This is a genomic window from Teredinibacter turnerae T7901 (assembly GCF_000023025.1).
Taxonomy (GTDB): Bacteria; Pseudomonadota; Gammaproteobacteria; order Pseudomonadales; family Cellvibrionaceae; genus Teredinibacter; species Teredinibacter turnerae_B.
Window position 1 is genome coordinate 5,049,587 of sequence record NC_012997.1, and the last position, 23,478, is coordinate 5,073,064.

Annotated in this window: 19 protein-coding genes; 9 read left to right on the top strand and 10 right to left on the bottom strand. The window is 53.9% G+C overall.

Annotated features, from left to right (window positions below; genetic code table 11):
- The first annotated feature begins 132 nt into the window (after positions 1–132).
- The 3 genes from TERTU_RS20380 to TERTU_RS20390 are packed head-to-tail and all read left to right on the top strand — an operon-like array spanning position 133 to position 7,085.
- Complete coding sequence (locus TERTU_RS20380) at positions 133–1,875, top strand: carbohydrate-binding protein (protein ID WP_015817342.1); 1,743 nt, start codon at positions 133–135, stop codon at positions 1,873–1,875.
- Positions 1,865–3,160: a GGDEF domain-containing protein gene (locus tag TERTU_RS20385; protein WP_015817135.1), complete on the top strand. Its 1,296-nt coding sequence runs from the start codon at positions 1,865–1,867 to the stop codon at positions 3,158–3,160. Before TERTU_RS20380 ends, TERTU_RS20385 begins: the two co-directional genes overlap by 11 nt.
- Entirely contained in the window at positions 3,147–7,085 is a 3,939-nt protein-coding gene (locus tag TERTU_RS20390; RefSeq protein ID WP_015818818.1) for an EAL domain-containing protein, read from the top strand. The genes TERTU_RS20385 and TERTU_RS20390 overlap by 14 nt, the downstream gene beginning before the upstream one ends.
- An 11-nt stretch (positions 7,086–7,096) precedes the next feature.
- On the opposite strand, the gene TERTU_RS20395 is transcribed toward TERTU_RS20390, so the two are convergent.
- Together TERTU_RS20395 and TERTU_RS20400 are read right to left on the bottom strand one after the other, a co-directional pair.
- Positions 7,097–8,299, bottom strand: coding sequence for an MFS transporter (locus TERTU_RS20395; RefSeq protein ID WP_015818178.1), 1,203 nt, complete (start codon positions 8,297–8,299; stop codon positions 7,097–7,099).
- A gap of 320 nt (positions 8,300–8,619) precedes the next feature.
- Positions 8,620–9,252: an FMN-binding negative transcriptional regulator gene (locus TERTU_RS20400; RefSeq protein WP_015820681.1), complete on the bottom strand. Its 633-nt coding sequence runs from the start codon at positions 9,250–9,252 to the stop codon at positions 8,620–8,622.
- A gap of 503 nt (positions 9,253–9,755) precedes the next feature.
- On the opposite strand from TERTU_RS20400, the gene TERTU_RS20405 reads away from it, so the two are divergent.
- From TERTU_RS20405 to TERTU_RS20435, 6 genes are all read left to right on the top strand, one after another.
- Positions 9,756–10,616, top strand: coding sequence for a hypothetical protein (locus TERTU_RS20405; protein ID WP_015819833.1), 861 nt, complete (start codon positions 9,756–9,758; stop codon positions 10,614–10,616).
- Between the two features lie 609 nt (positions 10,617–11,225).
- Complete coding sequence (locus tag TERTU_RS20415; RefSeq protein WP_015817977.1) at positions 11,226–12,299, top strand: hypothetical protein; 1,074 nt, start codon at positions 11,226–11,228, stop codon at positions 12,297–12,299.
- Positions 12,300–12,398: 99 nt separating this feature from the next.
- Positions 12,399–13,610 carry an MFS transporter gene (locus TERTU_RS20420; protein ID WP_015817373.1) on the top strand — a complete coding sequence of 404 codons (1,212 nt, stop codon included), beginning with the start codon at positions 12,399–12,401 and terminating at the stop codon, positions 13,608–13,610.
- A 184-nt stretch (positions 13,611–13,794) separates the two neighbouring features.
- Complete coding sequence (locus TERTU_RS20425; protein ID WP_041590369.1) at positions 13,795–14,835, top strand: hypothetical protein; 1,041 nt, start codon at positions 13,795–13,797, stop codon at positions 14,833–14,835.
- 35 nt (positions 14,836–14,870) lie between these two features.
- The gene (locus TERTU_RS20430) at positions 14,871–15,716 is read left to right on the top strand and encodes an AHH domain-containing protein (RefSeq protein ID WP_015817308.1); all 846 of its coding nucleotides are present in this window, start codon (positions 14,871–14,873) and stop codon (positions 15,714–15,716) included.
- Positions 15,717–15,729: 13 nt separating this feature from the next.
- Entirely contained in the window at positions 15,730–16,341 is a 612-nt protein-coding gene (locus TERTU_RS20435) for an imm11 family protein (RefSeq protein WP_015816865.1), read from the top strand.
- 7 nt (positions 16,342–16,348) lie between these two features.
- Here TERTU_RS20435 and TERTU_RS20440 read toward each other — a convergent pair whose 3' ends face one another.
- The 8 genes from TERTU_RS20440 to TERTU_RS20475 form a co-directional block, all read right to left on the bottom strand.
- A complete protein-coding gene (locus TERTU_RS20440) occupies positions 16,349–16,843 on the bottom strand; it encodes a GNAT family N-acetyltransferase (RefSeq protein ID WP_015819277.1) in 495 nt (164 codons plus the stop codon).
- Positions 16,843–17,355, bottom strand: coding sequence for a GNAT family N-acetyltransferase (locus tag TERTU_RS20445; RefSeq protein ID WP_015820883.1), 513 nt, complete (start codon positions 17,353–17,355; stop codon positions 16,843–16,845). The genes TERTU_RS20440 and TERTU_RS20445 overlap by 1 nt, the downstream gene beginning before the upstream one ends.
- Before the next feature lie 86 nt (positions 17,356–17,441).
- Positions 17,442–17,981: a hypothetical protein gene (locus TERTU_RS20450; RefSeq protein ID WP_228378213.1), complete on the bottom strand. Its 540-nt coding sequence runs from the start codon at positions 17,979–17,981 to the stop codon at positions 17,442–17,444.
- A gap of 118 nt (positions 17,982–18,099) precedes the next feature.
- On the bottom strand, positions 18,100–18,417 hold the full coding sequence (locus TERTU_RS20455) for a DUF2175 family protein (protein ID WP_015816953.1): 318 nt from the start codon (positions 18,415–18,417) through the stop codon (positions 18,100–18,102).
- Positions 18,418–18,535: 118 nt separating this feature from the next.
- Positions 18,536–18,982, bottom strand: a complete 447-nt coding sequence (locus TERTU_RS20460; protein WP_015819135.1) for a DUF4019 domain-containing protein — start codon at positions 18,980–18,982, stop codon at positions 18,536–18,538.
- A 13-nt stretch (positions 18,983–18,995) separates the two neighbouring features.
- The gene (locus TERTU_RS20465; protein ID WP_015819718.1) at positions 18,996–19,478 is read right to left on the bottom strand and encodes a DUF3291 domain-containing protein; all 483 of its coding nucleotides are present in this window, start codon (positions 19,476–19,478) and stop codon (positions 18,996–18,998) included.
- A 161-nt stretch (positions 19,479–19,639) separates the two neighbouring features.
- On the bottom strand, positions 19,640–21,259 hold the full coding sequence (locus TERTU_RS20470) for a phytase (protein WP_041590370.1): 1,620 nt from the start codon (positions 21,257–21,259) through the stop codon (positions 19,640–19,642).
- Positions 21,256–23,466, bottom strand: coding sequence for a TonB-dependent receptor plug domain-containing protein (locus TERTU_RS20475; RefSeq protein WP_015820735.1), 2,211 nt, complete (start codon positions 23,464–23,466; stop codon positions 21,256–21,258). The genes TERTU_RS20470 and TERTU_RS20475 overlap by 4 nt, the downstream gene beginning before the upstream one ends.
- Positions 23,467–23,478 lie beyond the last annotated feature (12 nt).

The following is a 23,478-nucleotide window of genomic DNA, read 5'->3' on the forward strand; positions in this document are numbered from 1 at the left end:
GCCCTCGAATTGTTCGGCAAACCTGCTTTATACTGCCGTTCAGAACACAATAAAAACGACAATTCACGATTGCTTGCGTGGCCCAGATTCTTTGGGGCACGGGCTGTATGCAATCAGCCCGGTTCACTCGCTATGAAACCGATACAAAGGACCCTGTACAAATTTATTCTCGCCCTGTTAACGGTGTTAGCACTGTTAGCACACCCTTATATACCTTTAAAAAACGTCGTTATCTACCCGCGCAGCGACGCCGTCTCCGATATCTACGGCCCCGCTGGATCAGCCAATTGGTTGGCGCGAGCCAATAGCGCCTGGCGCTGTGACTACCGGCGAGCATTCACCGATAACAGCTGTGGTTTCATTGTGAGCTGGACGGGTGGCGAGCAGGCGGCGTCCGCGCTGCGCCCGCCCAGCTGCTCCAGCGCCGCCACAGACCACGACGGCGATGGCTGGGGCTGGGAGCACCAGCGCAGCTGTCTGGTACCGGCTGCCGTGCGCGCGCAAAGAGCCCGTCCGACCGCAGAATTTCCCCTCTGCGATACCCTCGCTGCAGACTTGGATGGCGACGGCTGGGGCTGGGAAGACGAGCACACCTGCCGTATGCCGAACGCCGATGCTGGCGCCGATAACAGTGGCTGGCACTACTGCGCGCTGTCTGGATCAGATCCCGATGGTGACGGCTGGGGCCGGGAAGAAGACGCTGCCTGTGTTGTACGCGGCGGTGCCAGCGACCCGCAAGTCAGTGGCGAGCGGTCGCCCGGCGAAAATGCGGTTTACTGTTCAAATTCGATTGTTGACGGCGACGGCGATGGCTGGGGCTGGGAACAGAACCGAAGCTGTTTGATTCCGCCTACGGTCGACAGAACGCAAGTGCCGCAACCCAACAAAGCAGTCGCGCAGTTGCGGGGCGTGGACATGTCCTCGTTCAAGAATTTGCGCGTTACCCTCAACTACGAAGGGAAAGCCGAGTTTTTGCGACTTTATGTGCGCAACTTCGACCCCGCAGACGCCGATTTGAGCCTCGCCGATACCACCAAATATATGATCACTTATCTTCACACCGAAGATCTCAAAGCGGGTGCCGCTCAAGTGCCACTGAGCCAGTTTCGCGTCGCCGAATGGTGGCTGGAGGCAACCGACCGCCCCCTGGCTCACGCGAGTCGCGACCTGAATAACGTCGTGCGCATCGGGTTCGACTTCCTAGAGCACGGGGTGCACAAGATTCAGGTAGGTAAGATCGAGCTGCAAGGTGAACGCATCAGCTGGCCAGCGCTGGTGTTTATGCTGAGCGGTTTGTGGTTCGTGCTGGCCTGTGCAGAATTGGGCTACCCGCGCTACCGGCGCTGGCGCGCGGCTCAGCGAGGTGAACCACACTCGCCCCTGCAAGACGGCGAAGTAACCGACAGCGACTCGGCGTTAGTACCTATGGCGACGCTGATTACGCGGTTTCAGGCGATCCACCGCGCCGAACACAGTGGCCTGCTAGTGGTGCGGGTCGACCTCACCGATGAACGCGCTGGGATCGAAGCCGCAAACGCACTTGGTCGCGAAGTCGGTCGCCTGCTCAGTCAGCAGCATTACCACCAGAGTTACATCGCCCAACAGGCCGATGGCGAGGTCGTACTGCTACTGTGCGGCACCAGCTTGAGCCACTTGGAACATACCGCGGAGCAGATTCATCGTTTGGTTGACGCGCATGATTTTTCCCACTGTGCTGCCGGTCCGGTCATTGCCCACGTGGGTTTTACGCTTGCAATTAACGGGGAAGCTTTCGAAGAGACGCTGAACCGTGCGGAATGGGCGCTCTACCAGACGCTACAAACCCACAGTCGACTGCAGCAACCTTCCTACGCGGAGACTGACGATGACCGCTAATCCCCTGCGCCACACCAAGCGCTTGCGGCTGGCGATGCTGGCCGCAACCTTCATGCTGCTGCTAGGGCACTATCTTCTACCGGCAAAAGTCCGTCAGCTACACCCCGCTGCCGGAGTCGAACAAATCATTTATGGCTTTATCGACCCGGAACAGGGTGAATCCAATCAATGGGTCGATGAACGCGAAAGCGAATGGGTGTGCGACTACTTACCAACCTATGACTACGGCTGCGGTTTTGCACTGGTATGGGATCGTCACGAGGTTAACGGCATTGACCTGAGCGAGTACGATTCCATACGCCTCACCCTGCATTACCAGGGCGGTGCTGACAACCTGCGGGTGTTTATGCGCAACTATAACCCCCACTACTCCATGCCTGACGACAGCGCGACCACCAAATTCATGTCCGCGCTTTTCGCCTTTAGGGAAATGAGCAGCAACCAAATCAATGTGCCGCTCAATCGGTTTGCGGTCGCTGACTGGTGGTTGCGTGAACACATGGAGCGACACCGTTGGTCGGCGGTCGAGCTGAACAACATCACTCAAATCGGCATTAATTTTATTGAGCCTGGGCATCACCAATTGCGAGTGGAAAAGGTCGAGCTGGTGGGGCGCTGGCTCAGCACCGCGCAAATGCTTACCTGGGTACTGGTGGCCTGGATGCTGTTGTTTATTGGCGAGGGCTGTCTGTTGCTGTGGCAGCTCTACTGGGTCGCCGCCTACAATCGCAAGCGCCAACGCGCTCTGCAACGACGCCAGCGCAGCCTGGCGATAGAAAAAGCCAGCCTGCAAAAACTTGCCCACAAAGACCCACTCACCGGCATTCTCAACCGTCGCGGCGCAGAAGAACACATAAAAAGGCTCTACCAAAACACCTATAGCAAAGCTTTTACCGCGGTTTTGTTGCTGAACCTCGACAACTTCAAACTTATTAACGAGCAGTTCGGGCACGATAAAGGCGACGCCATTTTGAAGGCATTTTCAGCCCTTATTCAGATGAACCTGGAAAGCAGTGATATTTTTGCCCGTTGGGGTAGCGAGGAATTTCTGTTGGTTTGTGTAGCAGAGAATCAGCAGGATGCGCTCTATCGCGCCGAAAAACTGCGGCAGCTTACCGAGCGCACCCATCTGTCACCAGCACCCGGATTTAATGTAACCACCAGTATCGGGGTCGCGACCATTGGTGGTAACGAAAGTTTTCAACAGGCCCTCACGCGCGCGAGCGCAGCGCTTCAAAACGCTAAGCGCAGCGGCCGCAACCGGGTGAAATATGAAATGGCCTAACCTGCTTGCCCTGTTGCTGCTCTGCGTCGCCACGGTCTGCGCGGCGCAGGAAAAATATCGCGCTTACCCACTCTACCTGGAGGAAAAACCGCGCCCCGATCTGGCCACCGCCACAGTGCGCGATGCCGAAGGCTTTCTCTGGATCGCAACAGACAACGGTCTGAAACGCTACGATGGTTACAAACTGCGGGTTTTTAATCACGACGAAACCAACCCCAAATCGATTGGCACTAACATCGCTACCAACCTGCTGATCACCAGCGCCGGAGAGCTGTGGATCATTGGCCACAGCCTCAGCCGCTACAACCCGGACGACGAAAGCTTTACCAATTTTTACCCCTTCGCAGGTCGCTCAGCACGCGACATGCTGGAAGACAGCCAAGGACATTTGTGGATAGCCGGAGATGCTTTTGGCCTGGTGGAGTTCGACCCGCAGCGGGGTGAGGTTTTAAATCGCTATTTTGCCGATTCCGAACGCGGCGAAATTCGTGACCTGGCACCCAGCGCGCGCGGCGACAGTTTTTGGGTTGCCTCCAGCGGCGGCGTCTATCGTATGTCGGTCACTGATCGCATCGCGCGACCGTTTAGCCTGCCGCTGGATTTTGTGCCTGGCACTCAGACTGTGCGTGCAATCTGCGAAGACCACACCGGCTTGCTATGGGTTGCGTCGGACGCAGGTCTGATTACGGTAAACCCGGAGACAGGCACAACGCGCCAATACCACGCCAACCCGGCCATCCCCGGCAGTCTGGCCACTGACAATCTGTGGGCGCTGTACGAAGATGCCAGCGAGCGTATGTGGGTCGGCACCGATAAGGAAGGCCTCCAATACTACCGCCCGGAAACCGACGACTTCGCCCACCTTCCTGCGACGCTCTTCACCCGCAATACCCTGCCACCCGGCTCACTCATGAACATCTATGAAGATGTCGAGCGCAACCTGTGGCTCGCACTCGGCCCTTATGGGGTTTACCGCATCAGCCCGGACATCGAAAAGTTCACCAACTATCGGCACAGCCTGGAGTTCAGCAACGCACTCAGTTTCAATAATATTCTCGATTTGCTGGAAGCCCGCGACGGGCGTATCTGGATTGCCACCGATGGCGGTGGGCTGAATGTCCTGGAGCCATCCACTGGCCAGTTCGATCACTACCTGCACGACCCCAACGATCCAAACAGCTTATCAAGCGATTCGGTAATCTCTCTCGCGGAAGACTCGCTAGGTCGCGTTTGGGTCGGCACCTGGGGAGGTGGCCTGAACGCATTCGACCCACGCACCAACCGGTTTACCCACTATGTGCGCGACCCGACGCGTGCGGATGATCAAACCCTTAGCAGCAACAATATCTTTCGTATTTTGCCGCTGGATGACGACCGCTTGATGCTCAGCACCTGGGGTCGCGGTTTTCAAATTTTTGACCCCGCTACCGAGCACTTTGAGACCCACAATCCCTACGCCAGCGGTGACAACCCGTCCGGGGAAAACTATTCGATCAATGACTTTGCTATCTCACCCGAAGGGGAAGTGTGGATCGGCGGTTACAACGGGCTCGAGAGCTACTCACTCAGCACAGGTAAATTCCACCCGTTGCCGCAAGCCCTGCATAGCAGCGTGTTTGACATCCACCAGGATACAAAAGGCGACCTCTGGCTCGCCACTTCCGAGAATCTGGTGCGCTACAGGCCGGTGGCAAATACCTTGCGCAGCTATACCCCCGCCGACGGTCTCGCCGACAGCTTTGTCGTTTCCATCGAGGAAGACAGCAACGGCATGCTCTGGATAGGTACCCGCAACGGCCTGAGCAAATTCGATCCACGCAGCGAGCGCTTCGAAAACTTCAGCGAACACGATGGCCTTGCTGGCGCACAGTTCAATCGCAACAGCCACCTGCTGGCGAGTACTGGCGACATGTATTTCGGTACCACCAACGGGCTCAACGAGTTCGACCCGGCACATTTGCCGGTGAACGAACACGCACCACCGGTGCACTTCACCGGTCTGGAATTGTTCCAGCAAACCGTGGTGCCGGGCCAAAGCCCCTGGCTACAAAAACCGCTGAATCGCACCCGCGAACTGGTTTTACCTTACAGCCAGCGAGATATTACCTTCACCTTTACCGCACTGAACCTCATCAACCCAGAAAAAAACCGCTTCCGCTACCGCCTGTTTGGTTTGGAAGACACTTGGCTCGAAACCGACAGCAGTGGCCGCCGCGTGCGCTATACCAACCTTGCCGCCGGGCACTACCAGTTTCAGATACTCAGCGCCAATAACGAAGGGGTGTGGAATAGCAGCGCGCGGGTTATCAATCTGGTGATTTTGCCAGCGTGGTGGCAGACCTGGTGGGCGTTTGCCGGCTATGCGCTTCTCGCAATATTCGTTATCTACGCATTTAGTCAGTGGCGGGTCCGCACCAACCACATGCGCGAACGCGAGTTGCAGGAGTTGGTCGAGCAGCAAACCACCCAGTTGCGCTACGCCAACCAGCGGGTAGTGCAACTCAATTCCGAACTCGAGCAACGGGTGGTACACCGCACCCAGGAACTGAGCAAAGAAATCGAAGAAAGGCGCGAGTCAGAGGCGCGGGCGCAATACATGGCCTACCACGACACGCTCACCGGGTTGAAAAACCGGGTTTGGCTGCTGGACCACCTGCGCCAGCTTATCGAACAGGGTCAATTGCCCTTTGCTCTGCTCTATATCGGTGGCGACCGCTTCCGCCGTATCAACGACAGTCACGGTCACTTGGTGGGGGACAAACTCCTGGGTGAAGTCGCACGGCGCCTGCGCCGGTTGCTACCTGACAGCGGCCACTGCGTGCGCCTGGGCAGCGATGAATTCGCGGTGGTGATCGACAACGTGAGCAATCGCACAGAAGCCGTGACGGTTGCCAACCGCATAATTGCGACCTTCCAGCAAAAGTTTTCCGTCGATCAGCTGCAAATCAGCTTTGGGGTCAGTATCGGGATTCTATTCGCCGATAAACAGTACAACGAAGCAACCCAGTTACTGCGCAATGCGAACATTGCCATGCAGCGCGCGAAAGAGCGGGGACGGGGGGTTTACCAGTTATTCGACCACGATGTGCTGCGCACCATGCTCGATAAAACGCTGATGGAAGTGGACTTGCGCCGCGCACTCAGCCACGACGAGCTAACTATCGCATACCAGCCAATTCTGCATTTAAAAAATCACCGGCTGCGCAGTTTCGAAGTCTTGTTGCGCTGGCATCACACCCAGCGCGGCAACGTGCCCACCGAGCAGTTTATCGCCGTGGCAGAGTCCATCGGCCTTATTTTTGAGCTGGGAATCTGGGTGCTGCGCAAAGCCTGTTTACAGATCAACAGCTGGCAGGCGGAGTTCGGCTTGCAGAATACCCCAAAGATTGCGGTCAACCTGTCGCCACTGCAGATGCGACAGGCCGATTTGCTGTCTCGCATCGACGATGTCTTTCGTGAAACCGGTGCATCACCCGATAAAATTCGATTTGAAATCACCGAGTCGGCACTGATGGAAAATACCGACACCGTGGATATGCTGCTGGAAGGGTTGCGCGAGCGGGGTATAGAACTGGCAATTGACGATTTTGGCACTGGCTATTCGTCGCTGAGTTACCTGGATCGCCTGCCGGTGCAACAACTTAAAATTGACCGCGCCTTTGTGACCGCCCTGGTACACAATAAAAACGATACCGGCAATGCCAACGAAATTGTCCGCGCCACCATCAACCTCGCCCACACACTCAACATGCGCGTCGTGGCAGAAGGCATCGAAACTGAAGAACAGCGAGATATTCTCGCCTCTTACAGTTGCGACTACGGGCAGGGTTACCTGATTTCCGCGCCTATGGATGCCGTTGAGGCAACCAGTTATCTACGCTCTACCGTCATCGCAAAACTGGTCGCCACCGACCCGGTTAATTAAGGGTTGACGGTTTACGCCTTCTGCGCCAGCGCCGAACGCACATGTCCGACAAGCACCTCGTTGCCAGGTTCCGGTCGCGACGGAATGTTCAACGAAAGAATCAGCGAGATAACCGCAAAACAGGCACCCGTTAAAAACACCGCGCCCGGCGATGTCACCCAAAGAATACCCAACAACGCGGGTATAACCACCGCAGCAATATGGTTGATGGTGAAGCTCACGCTGGCGGTTGCAGCAATGTCCGCCTTATCCGCGATTTTCTGAAAATAGGTGGTAATGGCTATCGCAAACGCGTAAAACAAATGATCGACCACATAAAGCCCTGCAGCAACCGTGGCATTAGTGACAAATGCGTAACTGAGAAAAATCACAATCAAAGCACTGTATTCCAATAACAGCGCACGCCTTTCGCCGATCACGCCAATAAATCTTCCTATTTTTGCGGCAAATAAAAAATTAAAAACATAATTAAATATAAATAGCGCACTGATCTGGCCAACGCTGTAGCCAAACTTTTCCACCATTAAAAAACCAGCAAAAACGACAAATATCTGCCGCCGGGCACCGCTCATAAACACCAGCGCGTAATAAAGCCAGTAGCGTCCGCGAAAAATAAGTTTTTTGTGTTGCTCAACTGCCGGGTTAAAGCGCGGAAAACCTATAGTAACAACCGCAATTGCGGCCAGCCCCGCTACGCCTGCCAACAAATACACCCACAAATAATCGACCCCTGCCCACTCCATCGCCACAAAAATAATGCCGTAAGCCGACAAGCTGGCGACCGCTTTTACCGAAAGCGCACGCCCAAGAAAGTGGGGCGAAGTGGATTTATCAACCCACTGTAAAGTCAGCGACTTGTTCATGGTTTCGAAGTAATGAAACCCAATAGACATTAACACCGTCGTCAAATACAGGCCGGTAGCCGATGGAAACAACCCGGTTAACGCCACTCCAATGCCCAGGGTTGCCACCGACAACAACGCAAAAGTCTGCTCGCGCAACACAAACAGGACAAATACAGCGGTAAATGCAAGAAAACCTGGCACCTCGCGCAAACTCTGCAAAATACCAATTTCCACTCCGGTAAACCCTGCGCGCTCGATAACAAAGTTATTGAGCAGCACCTGCCAGGTGGCAAATAAAAACGACATGACAAATGTCATGCTCAACAGCAGATTCTGTGGCTTCTGCCAAAATTCACGATCAATTTTCACTGCGGATTACCTGAGTTGATTGCCGAGATGCATCGTTCGGCAATACTGCGTTTTTAAAATAGGAGTTCAGTTGCTATTAACTTGACAATAAAAATCGCGGAGTTAATAGGCGGTGCAGGAACGCACCGCTCTTGCCCAATTGGCAATATAAGTCTTTGAAAATTCAGAGAATTTACACATTTCCGCCAGTAGTTCAAGGGCGTTCAAATAGATAAGATCATCAACAGACCGCGCAGGGACGACACACCTCGGCCTACCGACCCCGACCGGGAGCGCGGCTATTCTACGCCAGCCCGTGACAACAAAACATCACTACCCGACTATTCTGCCGAGGGGGTATCCGGGTCGGCCATGAGCCGCGCAAGTGCACTTCCTCTTTCAGACAACCGCCGAGCGACCTCACGCCGCGCAGGCTCAGGCTGGTTTTGGCTGAGCTTGAATTTGCCCAGCGCAGAGTCAACGCGGATCTCCACCCCTACTATCGCCTGCAAGAGCTTGTCGATAAATGGCGCAGGTGCTTCGTCTATTCGCCAATCACCCCCAACAGACTGCTCAAAGTGAGAGACAAAATCCCGTAAATGCGCCAGCTTCCAGTCCGCGTCCTCATAAAAATGCAGCTCACCACGAATTTCCACCTGGGCGTAATTCCAGGTTGGCACAACACGAGCGTCTTGCGCTTTATGCGGGTACCACCCCGGTGAGACGTAGTGGTCGCCTCCATTAAACAACGCCAGTAGTGGCAGCGGCTTCAGGCCTTTGGCACACATCGGATTATTGCGCGCGAGGTGGCCTCGCAGATAGCGCTTACCATTTCGCTCGCAAAACCGAACAGGGATTGCCGCATTTTCCAGCTGACCGCAATTCTCGTACACGAGAGTCGCAAATGGATTGTCCTGAACAAAATCCCAAATCTGTTGCTCAGACGTTACGGCAAACGGTGGCGGAACATACATTAGCAATCTCTCCTGAAAAGAATATTTAAATGAATCGCGACGCGATGCGTGGTTTGAACCCTAGCGAAAATTAATTGTGTTTTAATCGGTGAATATTCCACTTATTCCCTGAGGTGAAGACATTAAAGTTACGCCCTCGGGAACACCTGCCAAGAGACTTTAACGATTTTTTATTGCTAATGCGCTGGTCTGGCGAGCTCTTTGCAATTCCCTGTTTAGTGTCAGTTTGTGGTTAACGAGTCTTTTTTTTACAGAGCCACTTTTGATACCTGCGGTTGGCATTTCGCATCGCTTGAACACCATCGAATTTAACGTAAGTTCGATTAAATTCAAGCCTTGAATATCACCGCAAACGTACGTGGCTCTAAGGCAACAACGCCTCAACCCAATTTTAGATCGACGTCAGCAAGCAAGCTTACAGGCAGCTAAGCGTTAATTAACCCGGCGCTCCAGTCCCAGTTTTGCACTGACCGAACAGCGAATATTCTACAGGGAGATATTGTATGTTTTACAAACTCAGCGCATTAGCACTTGCTCTTACTTTAACAGCTTGCGGTGGCGGCGGAAGTTCAGACAGCGGCTCAACAGGTACGCCAACCAATAATGGAAATAATGGCGGCGGCGAGCCGGTGATGGATCAAGAAACCATTACCGTTGCCGAAGCGTCGGTCAGTCTCACCAAAAGCATTATTGTCAATCAACTCACAGGTGTACCCAGCGTATCGTCGGCGTCAACTAAGCCCAGCGCGCGATTCCTTAGTCAGGCCAAAGCCAGCGACGAAAATGTTACCGTTGGCAGCTGTGGTGGCACGGCAACATCAACCAGCGAATCGACCGACGAAAGCACTTACCCTTACTCATTCTGGGTCGATGTTAATTACGAAGACTATTGTTTGAGTTCCGGTGGTTATCAATTTGTTTACAATGGCCTCGCCACCGTCGACTCATATTTCGAAAGCCTGGAAGATTTTACCATCGTTTATATGTATGACCTTACATTCACGAGTGATGTGCCGGGCTACGAAATGGGCGCGATGAAAACTCGTGAAGATTGCGTTAAAGAACCGAATAAAGAAGAGAAGTGCACCGCCTATATTAGCGATTTATACAGTAGCTATAGTATCCAGAACGCAGGCGTGGACGGCGACGACGTAAACGGGTATGGATTCCGCAGTAAGGTATACGCGCAAGACAGTGAAGCCTACGATATTCAAGCAGAAGGCGTATTGTTCTGTGACGAGAACAAGCTCGGTAGCGGAAACATCATCGTCGAAGTGGACAACTACGAAGCCGAGATCGAGTTTTTCAGTTGCGGTGAGTACACCCTGACGTATCGCGGTGTATCGCAGACTTACCACCAGTAATTAAGTCCCCACTTGGCGGGCGCACCGGTGCCCGCCAAGTGATTTACCTTTTAGTCTCTTCCCAAATCCGCATAACCCCGTTTTTCCGGCACCTTACACCGCTTACGGCGCATATTTACGTACTGTTAAGATTTCCGATAGCAAATTACGTTTCTGCAGGGTAAACACCGTCAGTTATTCCAGCTGGAATATTTTTGTTACAAACTGCCTTTAAATTCAGCCATCACAACTTCCTTCCATCATTTTTGTTGCGCCATCGGCATTTTTGCGCGCGCTTTTTTTGTGAAAAAATCACATTGATATTCATCTAAAATATCTTTCAGCCCACCTGTAAGAAACGTGCACGCCAACTTTTTGTAATTCCACTACAGATTCGCAATTGCGATTTTCCAACCAGACAAACACCCAGTGTAAAAATTCACGACGAAAAAACGCCTCCCACAACCGCCAAACGTTGACGAAATTTTCACAGTGTTGCACCGCCTAAAAATAGTTGTCACACTCAAAAGCCTAAACCTGTTCAGGACGCCAAACAGCGATGTCATCAACTCCCAACTAATTCGAAAATTCCTCGCCGTAGCGAATTTTCATACACGTAAGGATACATCTATGAAACAGAGTGCTACTTTTTCCCGCCTGCTGTTGATTACGACTTTTGTCATTTTCAGCCAAACCGCATCCGCATTACCCAAGCCGTTTGGCAAAGCGGTTAACCCCGGTGACTACGACTATGTGGAAACCAAATTTCGTGGTGAAAACCAGGAAGCAGCGCGCCTTAATGTTGTTAAATCGCTGGAACGCGCGAAAATGGACGATCGACGCATGCGTGTTTATGTCCCGCCAACCATCGACTCCAGCGGAGTTGATCTCGCAGAGATCGTTAGTCGTAACTTAACCAAAGTCGCGTTTGAAAGCGGCGTCGATATTATCGATTCCGAACTGCCAGTAACGCTAAGGAAAAAGCTAACCAGCTACGAAAAAACCCAACAACCTATCGCCGCCGACGCCGAAAAAGCAGATTTTATCATCACCAGCAGGCTGGTATCGGCCAACGCGAGTAAAGAGTTCGACTCCGACAGCGAGCGACTCGAAGCCGGCTTGAAAGGAAAGTCCGGTTGTGAGGTGAAGGCAAATCTCACGCTGGATTTAAAACTTTACTCGCTCAACCCGCTAGAACTGGATGAGGCATTTTTTATTGATCACGAATTCGAAAATTTTTATGAAGGCGTTAAAAGCTGCGAGTCAGTAACCACCGATCTCACGTTCAAAGAGGCGATCGCCTCCGCCCTGGACCGCAAAGCGGCGGAATTAAAAAATGCGTTTGCACCGAAAGGATTGATCGTCGATCACCGGGTTAAAAAGAACAAGCACATATTCAAAACCTCTTTTTCCGCCCGCAAAGGAGCCGCCGCCAATACCGACGTCGCTGTGTACAAATTCGTAAAGACCCACGATCCAATTACCCTTAAAACACGAGAAGAAAAGGTATTGCTCGGAACCGGCAAAATACTCAATGCGACCGATCCCGACAATGTATGGATTCAGTTGGACAAGAAGGCCAACGCCAGCGAGGTGCGACTCGGAGATATAGTTGAAGTGCAACACGAAAACTGTAGCAACTTCTCTTTGAACCTAGGCAAAAATTGCTTTGTTAAAGAAAAAGTGCTGGCCGATAAATTTTAATCCGCTATCCGGTTTGCGCGCAGCGTATTGCAGCGCGCTCACCCATCAGCCTACAGGGGTGTGATAACCTGCAGTTTTCGTTTTTGCAGGTACAGCCGGATGCTGATGAAACTCCAATTTCCCCGCAATATATGGGTGCTCGCGCTCACCTTGGCCCTCACCCAGGGCGCGCTACCCCTGATGGTTCTGGTGAGCGGCCTGTTGAGTAGCGAAATTGCGCCCGACCCATCGATGGCAACCCTTCCGCTCGCCGTGTTAGTTGTGGGCACCGCGTTGTCAACCATACCAGCGGCCTGGTTTAACCAGCAGTTCGGTCGTAAACATGCCGGATTTGGTGGAATACTGCTGAGCTTGGTGGGTATATTGCTCTGCATGCTTGCCGGCGCAAAGGCCAGCTTTAGTTTGCTGATTACCGCCGCAGGGGTTCTGGGCGTAAGCGCCGCCTTTTTTCAGCATTTCCGTTTTGCCGCCATGGAAAGTGTCGGTAACGCAGCGGATATCGGGCCCGCACTTGCGATTATTATGCTGTCCGGGATAGTCGCTGGCGTGCTTGGCCCAGAGCTTGTCACTTTGGGAGCATGGCTGTTGCCAGAAGCAGAAAACTACCTCGGCGCGTTTCTTCTGATGGCGTTGTTAATCTGCGCTGGGGCAGTGGTGTTCAGCCGCTTTCAAAATACCGTCAGCCATCAGGCGCAATACGAAGAAGCACCGCGCCCGCTGGCACGCTTGCTTTGCCAACCCGTGTTTTTGCTTTCGATGGGCGTCTCCGCGCTAGGCTACGCGGTCATGGTGTTTTTAATGACGTCAACACCGCTTAGCATGCACCTGTTGGATGGCCATAGTCTCGATGACGCAAAATGGGTTATTCAAAGTCACCTGGTCGCGATGTTTTTGCCGTCCATTTTCTCTGGCTGGCTGATGAAGCGACTCGGCGCTGCACCGCTAATGCTGCTGGGCAGCGCGCTCTATCTAGGGGTAATCGCCGTGGCGCTCACTGGTCAACATGTGATTCATTACTGGTGGGCGCTGGTGCTCCTGGGCGTGGGGTGGAACTTCCTGTTTTTGAGCGGCACCAGTATTCTTCCGCAAAGCTATCGCAACAACGAACGCTTTAAGGTGCAGGCGGCCAACGACTTTGCGGTATTCGCGCTACAGGCAATTGCGTCGCTGGTAGCAGGATGGGTATTGTTTACCTTCGGCTGGCAAGCACAGCTTTGGCTGTGTGTGCCGGTATGTGGCGCGCTGGTATTACTGAGTATTGCGGCATTGATCTCCCCCCGCTATTTGCGCAACCCCGCGCACGCGGGTTAGCCGGCAAACGGCGGCTTGCCCTGCCCGCAGCCTGCACCAACCGCGAATTGGCTTGCGGGTTGTGAAATTCTTCCATTCGCAATGAGAAACTATCTGCCACAATAGGCGTTTACAACAGGGACTCACGCGCAGCTCGCCACTGCGAGAGAGCGCAATCAATGCCACCGGAGATGTGCGCACCACAATGACCATTGTTAAATCGCTTTACCTCGATAACATTCGCTTGCTGTGCCCCCTTGGCGATTCAGCGGCGACCACCTACAGCGCGGTGCGCGCGTCAATAAGCGGTTTTGCCGACGACCTGTTTCTCGTGCCCGGCTACGAGCGAATTAAAGCCGCCAGAATACCCGAAGCAGCGCTGCCGCCATTGTCAGACGCGCTGCTGTTGGAAGGGCTCACCAGTCGGCAACGGAGAATATTGCGGCTCAGTACACCCAGTGTGCAGGCGTTAGCCGTCGACAGTGGCGCGCTCGATGCGCCGCTCATCTGGGTAGTCGCGCCAGAAGCAGCGCAAACGCGCAACAACTTTGCCCAGCAGGCACCCCGGTACCTGGCGGAGCAGGCCGGCGTTAGCCTTCACCCGACGCAAAACAAAATACTTCCGTATGGCAGAGCCGGTGTATTTCAGGCCCTGGCAGAAGCGGATCAGATGCTGAAGCAGGGTCAGTACAACCACGTATATATCGGTGCTAGCGACACCTTTTTTGACAACCGCAGCCTCGCCGTACTGGCGGCAGATAACCGTGTCGCCAGCCGCAGTGCGACCAATGCGTTTATCCCTGGTGAAGCTGCCGTATTTTTTCGGGTTTCCCGTCAGCCATTAAGCAAATCCGCAATCGCACTTGGCGCGCCTGGCCGAGCGCTGGAGCAGGCGCATATCAACAGCGACCAACCCTGCTTGGGCGCCGGTCTCGATCAGGCCTGGAAGCAGGCTCTGGACTGCCTCAATGGCAGCCAGGTGAGCACCCTGATAAGCAGCCTTAATGGCGAGCTTTACTGGGCGCGTGAGCTGGGTGTTGCGGCGATGCGCAACAGCGCGCAGTTCAGCGAGGGCTACGCCCATCTACACCCAGCCGACTGCTATGGTGACTGCGGCGCGGCGACAGGTGCGCTGGGCATCGCAATGGCCTGCCAGGGGTTGCTCGAAAATCAGATTCAGGGAGCCGTTTTAATTTACAGCTCCTCAGACCACACCCCACGCGGTGCTGTACTTGCCGCGCGTTAGTTCAACCGTATTCGCAGACAGAAAAGGACCCAGGCATGACGCAGATCGGCGAAGCCATTTCACTCTCGAAACTGTCCCACGAGGATCACGACGAAAACACCTGTGCGTTTTGTAACGCCACGCCGGAACCAACCACCGAAGAAAACACCTTAGTGGACGATTTCGACGAAGATAGCCACGAGGTGTCGGGCGTAGACGAAGAAGGGCTCGCAAACAAAAACAGTTCAGGCAAATTAGGCGGGGCCCTCATCGCTGCAGGTTATGAGCAGATATTCGCCGAAATCGACTTGAGCGAGTTCAGTACACCACCACAAAATTGTAGTGTGCCACTTAAAGTCAGTACGGCTGCGCACCACCTGATTCCCGGCAACGCCTCGCTGAAAAACTCGGACATAATGGAATTTTTACATACCGACGGAATGGCCAAAGGCAATATTGGCTACAACGTAAATAACTACGAAAACGGCGTATGGCTGGCAGGAAATTACGCATTGCGCGGCAAAGGCGGCATGCCGAAGTGGGGTAAAGAAGGTAAAACCTTTAGGTCCGATACCAAGCTCGAACCCTATGAATACGCAAAGCGCGCCATTGAGAAAACGCAGACCCAGTTTCACGACGCCCATAAAAGTTACAGCGATACCCTGCTAAAAGCCTTGGATTTAATCGCGGAAAAATACGAAACAACTCAGGACGTATGGTGCACGGAGGCCAGCGCACCCAAAAGCGATAGCAAGCCCCAGCTGCCGATGTTAGTTATGCGTTTGAACACCATTTCCCGCCGAGCAAAATCTAAACTCGAAAACCCCTCAAAGTTGTGGAACGAAAATATTTATACATCGGCGTTTTCCCTGAAATACATTCGCGAAGAACTTAACTCTTAAAACAGGACGCACTATGTTTTATGTTCTAGGCTGCTCATCCAAGCCACGGCGCTGGTTGGATCTCGACAATTATGTCAGCAGAGGCTACAAGAAACTCGGAATAAAATGGTTTCGAGGAACCCCATTTCCTGTCGAACTCCCAAATCCTCTGTATTTTCAATTGGAACCGAAAGAAGATGGCAACCCAGATGTCGCTGAGTATCTTCCGCCATTTCTGGAAGGGTTCTCTTGCCCATTATTTCGCGATGATTTACTGGAGATTCTCTATGCTTGCGGCGTCGATAATTTCGATGTCTATTCAGCGGAAATTCTCGACCCAGATAGCGGCAAGGTATATAAAAACTACAAGGCGGTGAATATTATCGGCGCGGTTGCCGCCGCCGATATGGAGAAATCGGAATACGTGCTCAGCGACGGCATTCCGTTAATTGATGTACCTTTCGATAAATTGGTATTGCGCAAAGACGAAATCCAGGATTTACTAATTTTTCGCCTCGCCGAAAACCTCACTACTATTCTCGTTCACGAATCAATCCGGAACGTGTTACTCGATAAAGGTTACATTACTGGCGAATATATGGATGCTATCCAGTTTTATGAATTAGATAAATTCGGCTTTCTCTAAAACTCGATTACACCCGCTCTTCGGTTTTGTAAATTTGCAAACCCCGCGCCTGATAATTGTGGATTGCGTTGGGATGATCGAGTGAACAGGTATACACCCATACCCGTTTTGTTGGCCCCCAGCACCACGCATTTTCAATCGCATGAGTTAGCAAATAGCCGCCAAAGCCTTTCCCAATAAATTTGGGGGAGAGGCCAAAGTACGCTATCTCTACATTATTTTCCGGGTGCTGACGAAGTTCGTAATACCCGGCAATAGACCCGCGGTGATAGGCCACGAAAGTGCGTAAGTTTTTCGCCTCGGCGTAGCTCTGCCACTGCTCATCGGTGTGAACCAGTTTATCCGTCCACTGCCAGGGCTCACCCACCAGCTGGTACAAAAACCGGTTAAAGCGATAGTCCTTCACCTGTGCTTCCATAATGGTCAAGCCCATTGGTTGCGGCTTGCCACGCAAATCGTCCGGCGACAGCATTTCAAGATACTGCAGAGTTACAGCAGGCATCAGGTCATCTCCAGTACAGGACTATGGGCCAGGGCTTCACGCGCGATATATTGGGTCAGATCCAGCTCATAGGCCAGATCACAACGCCAGCAAAGCTCCGGCGGATGGTAGACCTGAAAGCCATGCTTGCGGTAAAGACCAACGGCCTCAACAAGCGGGGTGGCGGTTTCCAGTGTCATCCGCGAAAAACCCATGGCAAGTGCTTTGCTAATCGCAAAGCGAATCAGGCTATCGCCAAGGCCCTTACCTCGCGCTGTTTGCGCAACATACATTTTGCGTAACTCACAGGTGTTCTGGTCTATTCGACCAATGCCCAGAGTCGCAACGAGGTGACCAGCAGTATCTTCCACTACGCAAAAAAAGCCGCCCTGCGCAAAATACGCAGCTTCAATATCGGCGAGATCGCGGTCGATGTTATCCGGGTCTGGGCGCAAGCCATATTCGCGCAGGACACCGGATATGAGCCCCTGAATGGACGCTGTGTCATTGGGCGTGGGAGTTCGTAATTTCATCGTGGGGATACATCAACTGTGAGTGTCCGCAGGCGCAGAGCCAGCGCGGGCCGCACATACTAAACGCCCGCGGCAGCGCTGACAAGCTAGCGCACACTCAGCAGCAGTTCGTCTGGGGCCTCGTCAAACGGGGTTGCGGCGGTTGCAAATACAAAATCGGTATCGGTTAAACTCAAAGTGTAGTTCACCACCGGATCATCCTCTTCCCGCGCCCAGACACTGTCTTTGAGTTTATCAATCGCCGGATAGGACGCATTGCCATCCAGCGCGATAAATACCAGGCGTTGAAAGGTTGATTCTGGCGTGGACGCCTGCTCGATGTCAGCACTGACTTTTAGCGCGCGGAAAAACTCGCGTTCATCGCCTGCCGCAATTTGTTGCACAATCATCTCTGAGCTCAGGGCACTATACGGGCGATATTGCACTTCGACGGTGTAGTTCGCGTTATTTTGTAATCGAAAAATACTTACAAAACCTGTTTGTGGGGCGAAGACAGCTTCCGTACCGCCACAGGCAGTAAGCGCGAGAAGCAGCGAAAGCAAGGTAAACCGTCGGAGCATAGGTGATACTTCCATCCCAGTAGACACGGTGACTCGGGTGAGAGGCAATGAATAATGCCTCTGCATTTTTTCTTACACCTGCAGTGGTGTCAACGCACAAAATGTTCAGATTTGTCGATGGGGCTTAAAGTCCAATTGCCCATAACCCCGCAAATCACCCACTTAGTTAACGTGTTATCCGAGCTTAAAATAACTCGATATCACTGCTCCTGCTCTCTTCGTCACGGGAACGAAAATTTTCTTCAGCCAGTACCAACTCTTTAAGCTCACGCAATTCTTCATCGTTCAATGCTGAAATATCCAGGTGTTGGAAAGTCCGTCGGAGGGCTTGATCTGCTTGAAAACAGACCAGGTGCGCAGGACCCTGTTTCGGCACTGTCATCCCATTACCGCCGAAAACAGGTTTTTTACAGAAAATACACTTGAGACTCATGGCGCGGATACCAGGGCCTTTGGTTAGCAAACCAGCGCGGTCAGCAATTTGCAGACTGGACGCCTGCAACCTGATCACACCACATGCACTTACGAGTGCCTATCACTAACGCTAGCACAGAAGGCCAGCGCGCACCGACATTCCTATGCCAGTGCACGCCCATCCATAAACATCGCGCTGCACATGGTTAACGGAGAAAATATCCCGCGAGATGCCACTGCTCCTTGGTGAACATCAAAATGAGCATTTCGGTGGCTTTCGGCTGGCGTTCGAACTGACTGACGTAGATCAGCACCCGAAACTCGCCATCAGGCGCGCCCGGGAGGTGGTGATAGGGTTCATTCTTGCGCAATTTGCGGCTCACCAGTTTCCCCAGCGGGCCACGCAAATTACCGAGTGCGCCCTCCCACTGAGACTTGGTCAGCTGATCCTTAAAATAGGGCGCCGCCTGATCCCAAGTTTCACGGTAGTCCCCTGCGTCTGCCAGCGCTAGCCACTGCTCGGCAGCAGCCACTTCGGGCGGTAAAGCCGCTGGAGCTGGTGTGGACTCTGGTGCAGACGTGGCCAAATTGGAGCCAAGCACACTCAGCAGACAGGCGAGGAGAGCGAAAACACGGCGAGGATAGCGTTGCATTTGCCCAGCCTCCTCACGCGCACTTTTCAGCGAAGGGGTCCACAAGGTCACCACTGGGCGCTGCGAAAGGGCGCTTGAATGTGAAAGCCGCGTAGGTCGGGCCTTGCTGGCGGAGCAGTTCGAGGCGAATTCTGGCTTCTTCCAGGGTCGGCCTGCGATCAGCTTCGATCCACCAGAGCACCATATGGAAATCGATCTTGTCGAACCATTCCTTGCGCCGGCGCATAAACAATTTGTGGTCGTCGTTGCGGTAAACGAAATCAACCAGTGTACGGATGTCACTCCATACGGACATGTTGACCGCAATCAGCGGATCGTCAGATATCTGAACATCCAGTGCGTTGTTGCCACCGCCGACAAACCGCCAAACGAAGCCAGGCGCCTGCTCAGCGATGGCGTTAACGCGGTCGAGATTATCAACAAAATCTTTGTTAACCGGGTGGTCCTGCGGCAGGCGAAACTTTGCGATATTTACCTGCGCCAGTTGGTAATGCATGGGGAAGGTCCTCCAACATAATTCCGACACAGAGGCCTCTGGGCCTCAGTACATCGCCACTATTGTCGACACCTACCTCCTCCGAAAATGAGCAGCCAGCACGCATTCTAAATCAAAATTCGCGCGACAGGCGCTCAGTGCTGGATTTTCGCCAAATTCCGCTAGTCCGCTCCCGTTTGCGTTAACAGCGCAGTCACCTCACGCCAGTCCACCAGTTTAAAGTTCTGTGCCTGTGCCGGTGCACGATTGCGACCATCTTGCACAACCAGCAGCCCTGCCGGAAATGAAGTGGTTGCCACGCTGCTAACGGCGAGACCGTCGGTTTCAGAGGCGCCGTCGACCCCGCTCGCCAGGTCTGCGGTGATCTGAAACTTAGCCAGTTGCTGCCAGGGGCTTAAACGATAGACAAGATAACTATCGTCCCCCTGACTGGACGCGACCAGCAGGCTATCGCCGCCGTTGTGGTAGATTGCCAAACCCTCCACGTCCGCCTGCAGGCCCGTCGCGGAAATCGCTGCCATCAGAGTTTGCGACCCATCGGCCAAGTCAATACGCCATATACCCCGATCTTCTTCACCCAGGTACAGCTGCTGCTTCGCCGTATCAGCAACACAGCCCTCCACTTGCCCGTCAAATTGCCAGTCCCGCATGATGTGACCTTGGTAGTCGCTGCTAATGCGCCACTCTTGCACCTGGTGGTCGCTATCGCTCACCCACACTCGCAAGCCATTGTGCAGGCGAGCCATGCAAAGACCGTAGGGATCGTCGAGTGTTATCGGCAAGCTGGCGACAAAGGCGAAATGGTTGCGATCCGGCGCCGCGCGGAAAAAATCTATCGAATGATCCGAGCGGTTGCTGGCCGCCAATAGATACTCTCCGCCGGGTAACGCAAGCGCATCCACATTGTTCAAGCGCCCGCGCTCAGCAAAGTACAACTGCTGCCCATCGAGATCATAAATTGCGAGCCCGCGCTGTTTATTGGTTCCTGCTATCCAGGTGGTGTTTGCACCGGGCAATATGGCGGGATCGTCCGCGGCATCGCCAGTATCCGCCACCGGCTGGGTTTCTCGCGCTGCATGTACGCTGGGCCATGGCTGTCCCGGGGCGGCCAGCGTCTGCACCGGTTGCGAGACCGGTGTTAGTAGCTCCAGCAGCGCAGCCTCATACGACTTTGCCGGGTGCAACACTGCAACTGTCTCCGGATTGCGCTCCACCGCCAGCACACCGAGATAAGGGTCGTTGAAAACCAGCGAGTTTGCACTCAGAGTGCAGGGCCCGATGTCAGGATTAACAGCGAAAGTGCGCACCAACCGGGTGGTGCGTTGGTGTGGATCGAGCCAATAGTGGTAGAAAAACCCATCGCCGTCACTCACAAACAGGTCGTAAGTACCGTCTACCACCGGGGCCATACACAACACGTCAAGATCGTGGGACAAGGGCGGCAAGGTAGCGACGTCAGAAAAGTGGTCGCCCTGCAGCTGACCAAGGCGAAGTTCAGCTTCGTCGTCTTCACTCCACACTACCCAGGGCGCAGATACCGCAATACTTTCGATATCCGCCACTTTAGTTGTCGACAAGCCCGCGCGCTGATCCGCCTGAACAACTGGGTAAAGCTGCACTTCAGACGTGCCAGTCAACAGTAATCGCGATCCCTCCGCTTCAACCCGTGATGGATGATCGCGCCCTGTATCGTTCGTAGCAACATACTGACACCCCCCTGCCGCGAGTAACAATATAACGGCGAAGAGATATCGCCAGAAAAACATCAAACGGTTTTTCACAAACGACCTCGCAACGTCAACAGTAGAGCAGGCTCGGTGGATTCCAACTCCACTTCGGAGGTGGCGGTAGCGCCTGCACGCAGGGCCGCTGTGTCGTCATACTCACGCTTCCACTCGCGCTTTTGCGCATCCAGCAGGTTCTGCCCCGCCAGGCGCACCAGATATTTACCACCGGCGAAGTGCTTCTCGACAAATAACTCCAGGTTACCGTCGTAGTGAATGCGATTCAGCTCTTCACCTTCGTACTCTTCACTGTCGCCCTGTTGCTGATAGCTCGCGCCGTAGCTGATGTTCCAGATGTTTAGTGCGTGGTCGAAACCCAGGTTATACACATAGTTTGCTTGCCCGCTGAACCGCCGGTGGTAACCCGCGAAGTAGGGGTCTTCCACGCGGGAATTCAACAGAGTGACATTGACATACCACTGCATCTCGGCCAATCCAAGCCAGGTCGCAGGCACACTCAAATCCAGTTCAGCCCCGTATACGGTTCCTGTGTTGCGATTGTTAACAGGCATACGTCGGTCAAAAGTTTCGCCGCCCTGTTCCAGCTCCACCTGCGTGTATTCAATCAGGTCGTTCACCCGCCGGTAAAATCCATTCAGCCCGAGCACCGCACTGTCGCCGATAAAATGATCGTAACCCGCATCGATACCCCAGGAAGATTCCGGCTTTAGCTCCGGATTGCCACGAAATTTCTCATCGTCGATGGTCAGCTCCACCGGATTCAGCTGGTCGAACTGGGGGCGCAGCAGCGTGCGCGCAAGACTCAGGCGGAACTGATCGGCAGCGCTGGCATTCCAGCGCAGGTGCAACGCCGGATTCCACTGGGTGTCGTCCGTGCTTTGGCGACGGGTGCCGCCGATAAAATCACGCCCCAGAAGATCCCGCGCCCGGTGTTCGCCGCGCAAGCCCGCTTCAATCTCCCACTTCTCTGCCAATTGCCACTGACCAACAGCAAACAACGCCGTCTGCGCAATTTGGGCTTCAAAATCGCTGTACTCGTCGTTTTCCTGATCCAGCTCACCCTCATCGTTGTAGGTGGCGAGGCGAAAATCCCGCTCGCTCTGCTGGTACTCGCCGCCAAAGCGCGCCTCGAAACCCGGGCGTTCGTACACCCACTTGACGCCTCCATGCAGCCGGGTGTCGTCCAAATGCAGTACTTCCCTGTCGTCCAAGGCGAGTACACTGCCGACATCCGCAGCGCTGTTGATCTCGGTTTTGTCTTCGCGGAAAGCCTGCCAGCCGCCATACCACACCGACTCCAGCGCACCACCCGCCACCGTGTAATCCGCGTTCAACGCGTAGTTGCGCTGACTGATGTCCTCCAGTTGGTGCTCGTTCACCGACTCATCCAAGGTAAAGGCCGCGTCATTACCGTCTCGCACAAAGGCGTCAACCTGCGCCAATTCCTCTTCTTCGCGGTCCGTATCCATCACATAGAGCTTAACGGACGCCCGGTTGCCGCTGTTGAAATTCCACGCCAAGTCGCCGTCCAGCGCCAAGTCTCGACTGTCGCGCACGTCTGCTTCACGTACATCTTCACGTTCATCGCCATCCAGTTCGCTGGAGGTTTTCGCTTTTGGGTTATAGCGTTCCTGCACATTCAGCGAAAACCCGTAGTCGAGCTTGCCATTACTCCCCGCGTAACCAAGGAAACCGTTAGCGCGGGTTTGCTCCATATGCAAAGCACCGAGCCGCCAAATGCCACCCTGATAACGGGCGCCGTCTTTGAGCACAATATTGAGCGTGCCACCAACGCCGTTGCTGGCGATATCACTGCTGGGACTGCGAATAATTTCGATCCGACTGATCATTTCGGCGGGTATCCGGTCCACCGCAATAGCCCCGTCGTTAGCCGAGCCGGGCAGGGTACGGCCGTTAATCAGCACCTGGGTGTAGCGCGAATCCAGCCCGCGCAGGCGCGGCAAATCGTATTCACCTACGTCGCTGTTGAAGGTCACCCCCGGCACTCGCTTGAGCATGTCGCCCACCGACAAAGGCTCGTAGCGCTCAAAATAGGAGGCGTCATACACCAGTTTCGGCGCTGTATCCTGCACATGATTTCGAACGACTGTGCGCTGTGCCAGCACCAACACGGATTCTTCGTCCGCTGACGTATCTTGCGCACGCACATTTGCGCTGCAGCTAGCCATCGCAATTAGCGACACGGGCACCACAGCATTCACCCAATGGTTGTATTTCTTCACGAATGTATTCCC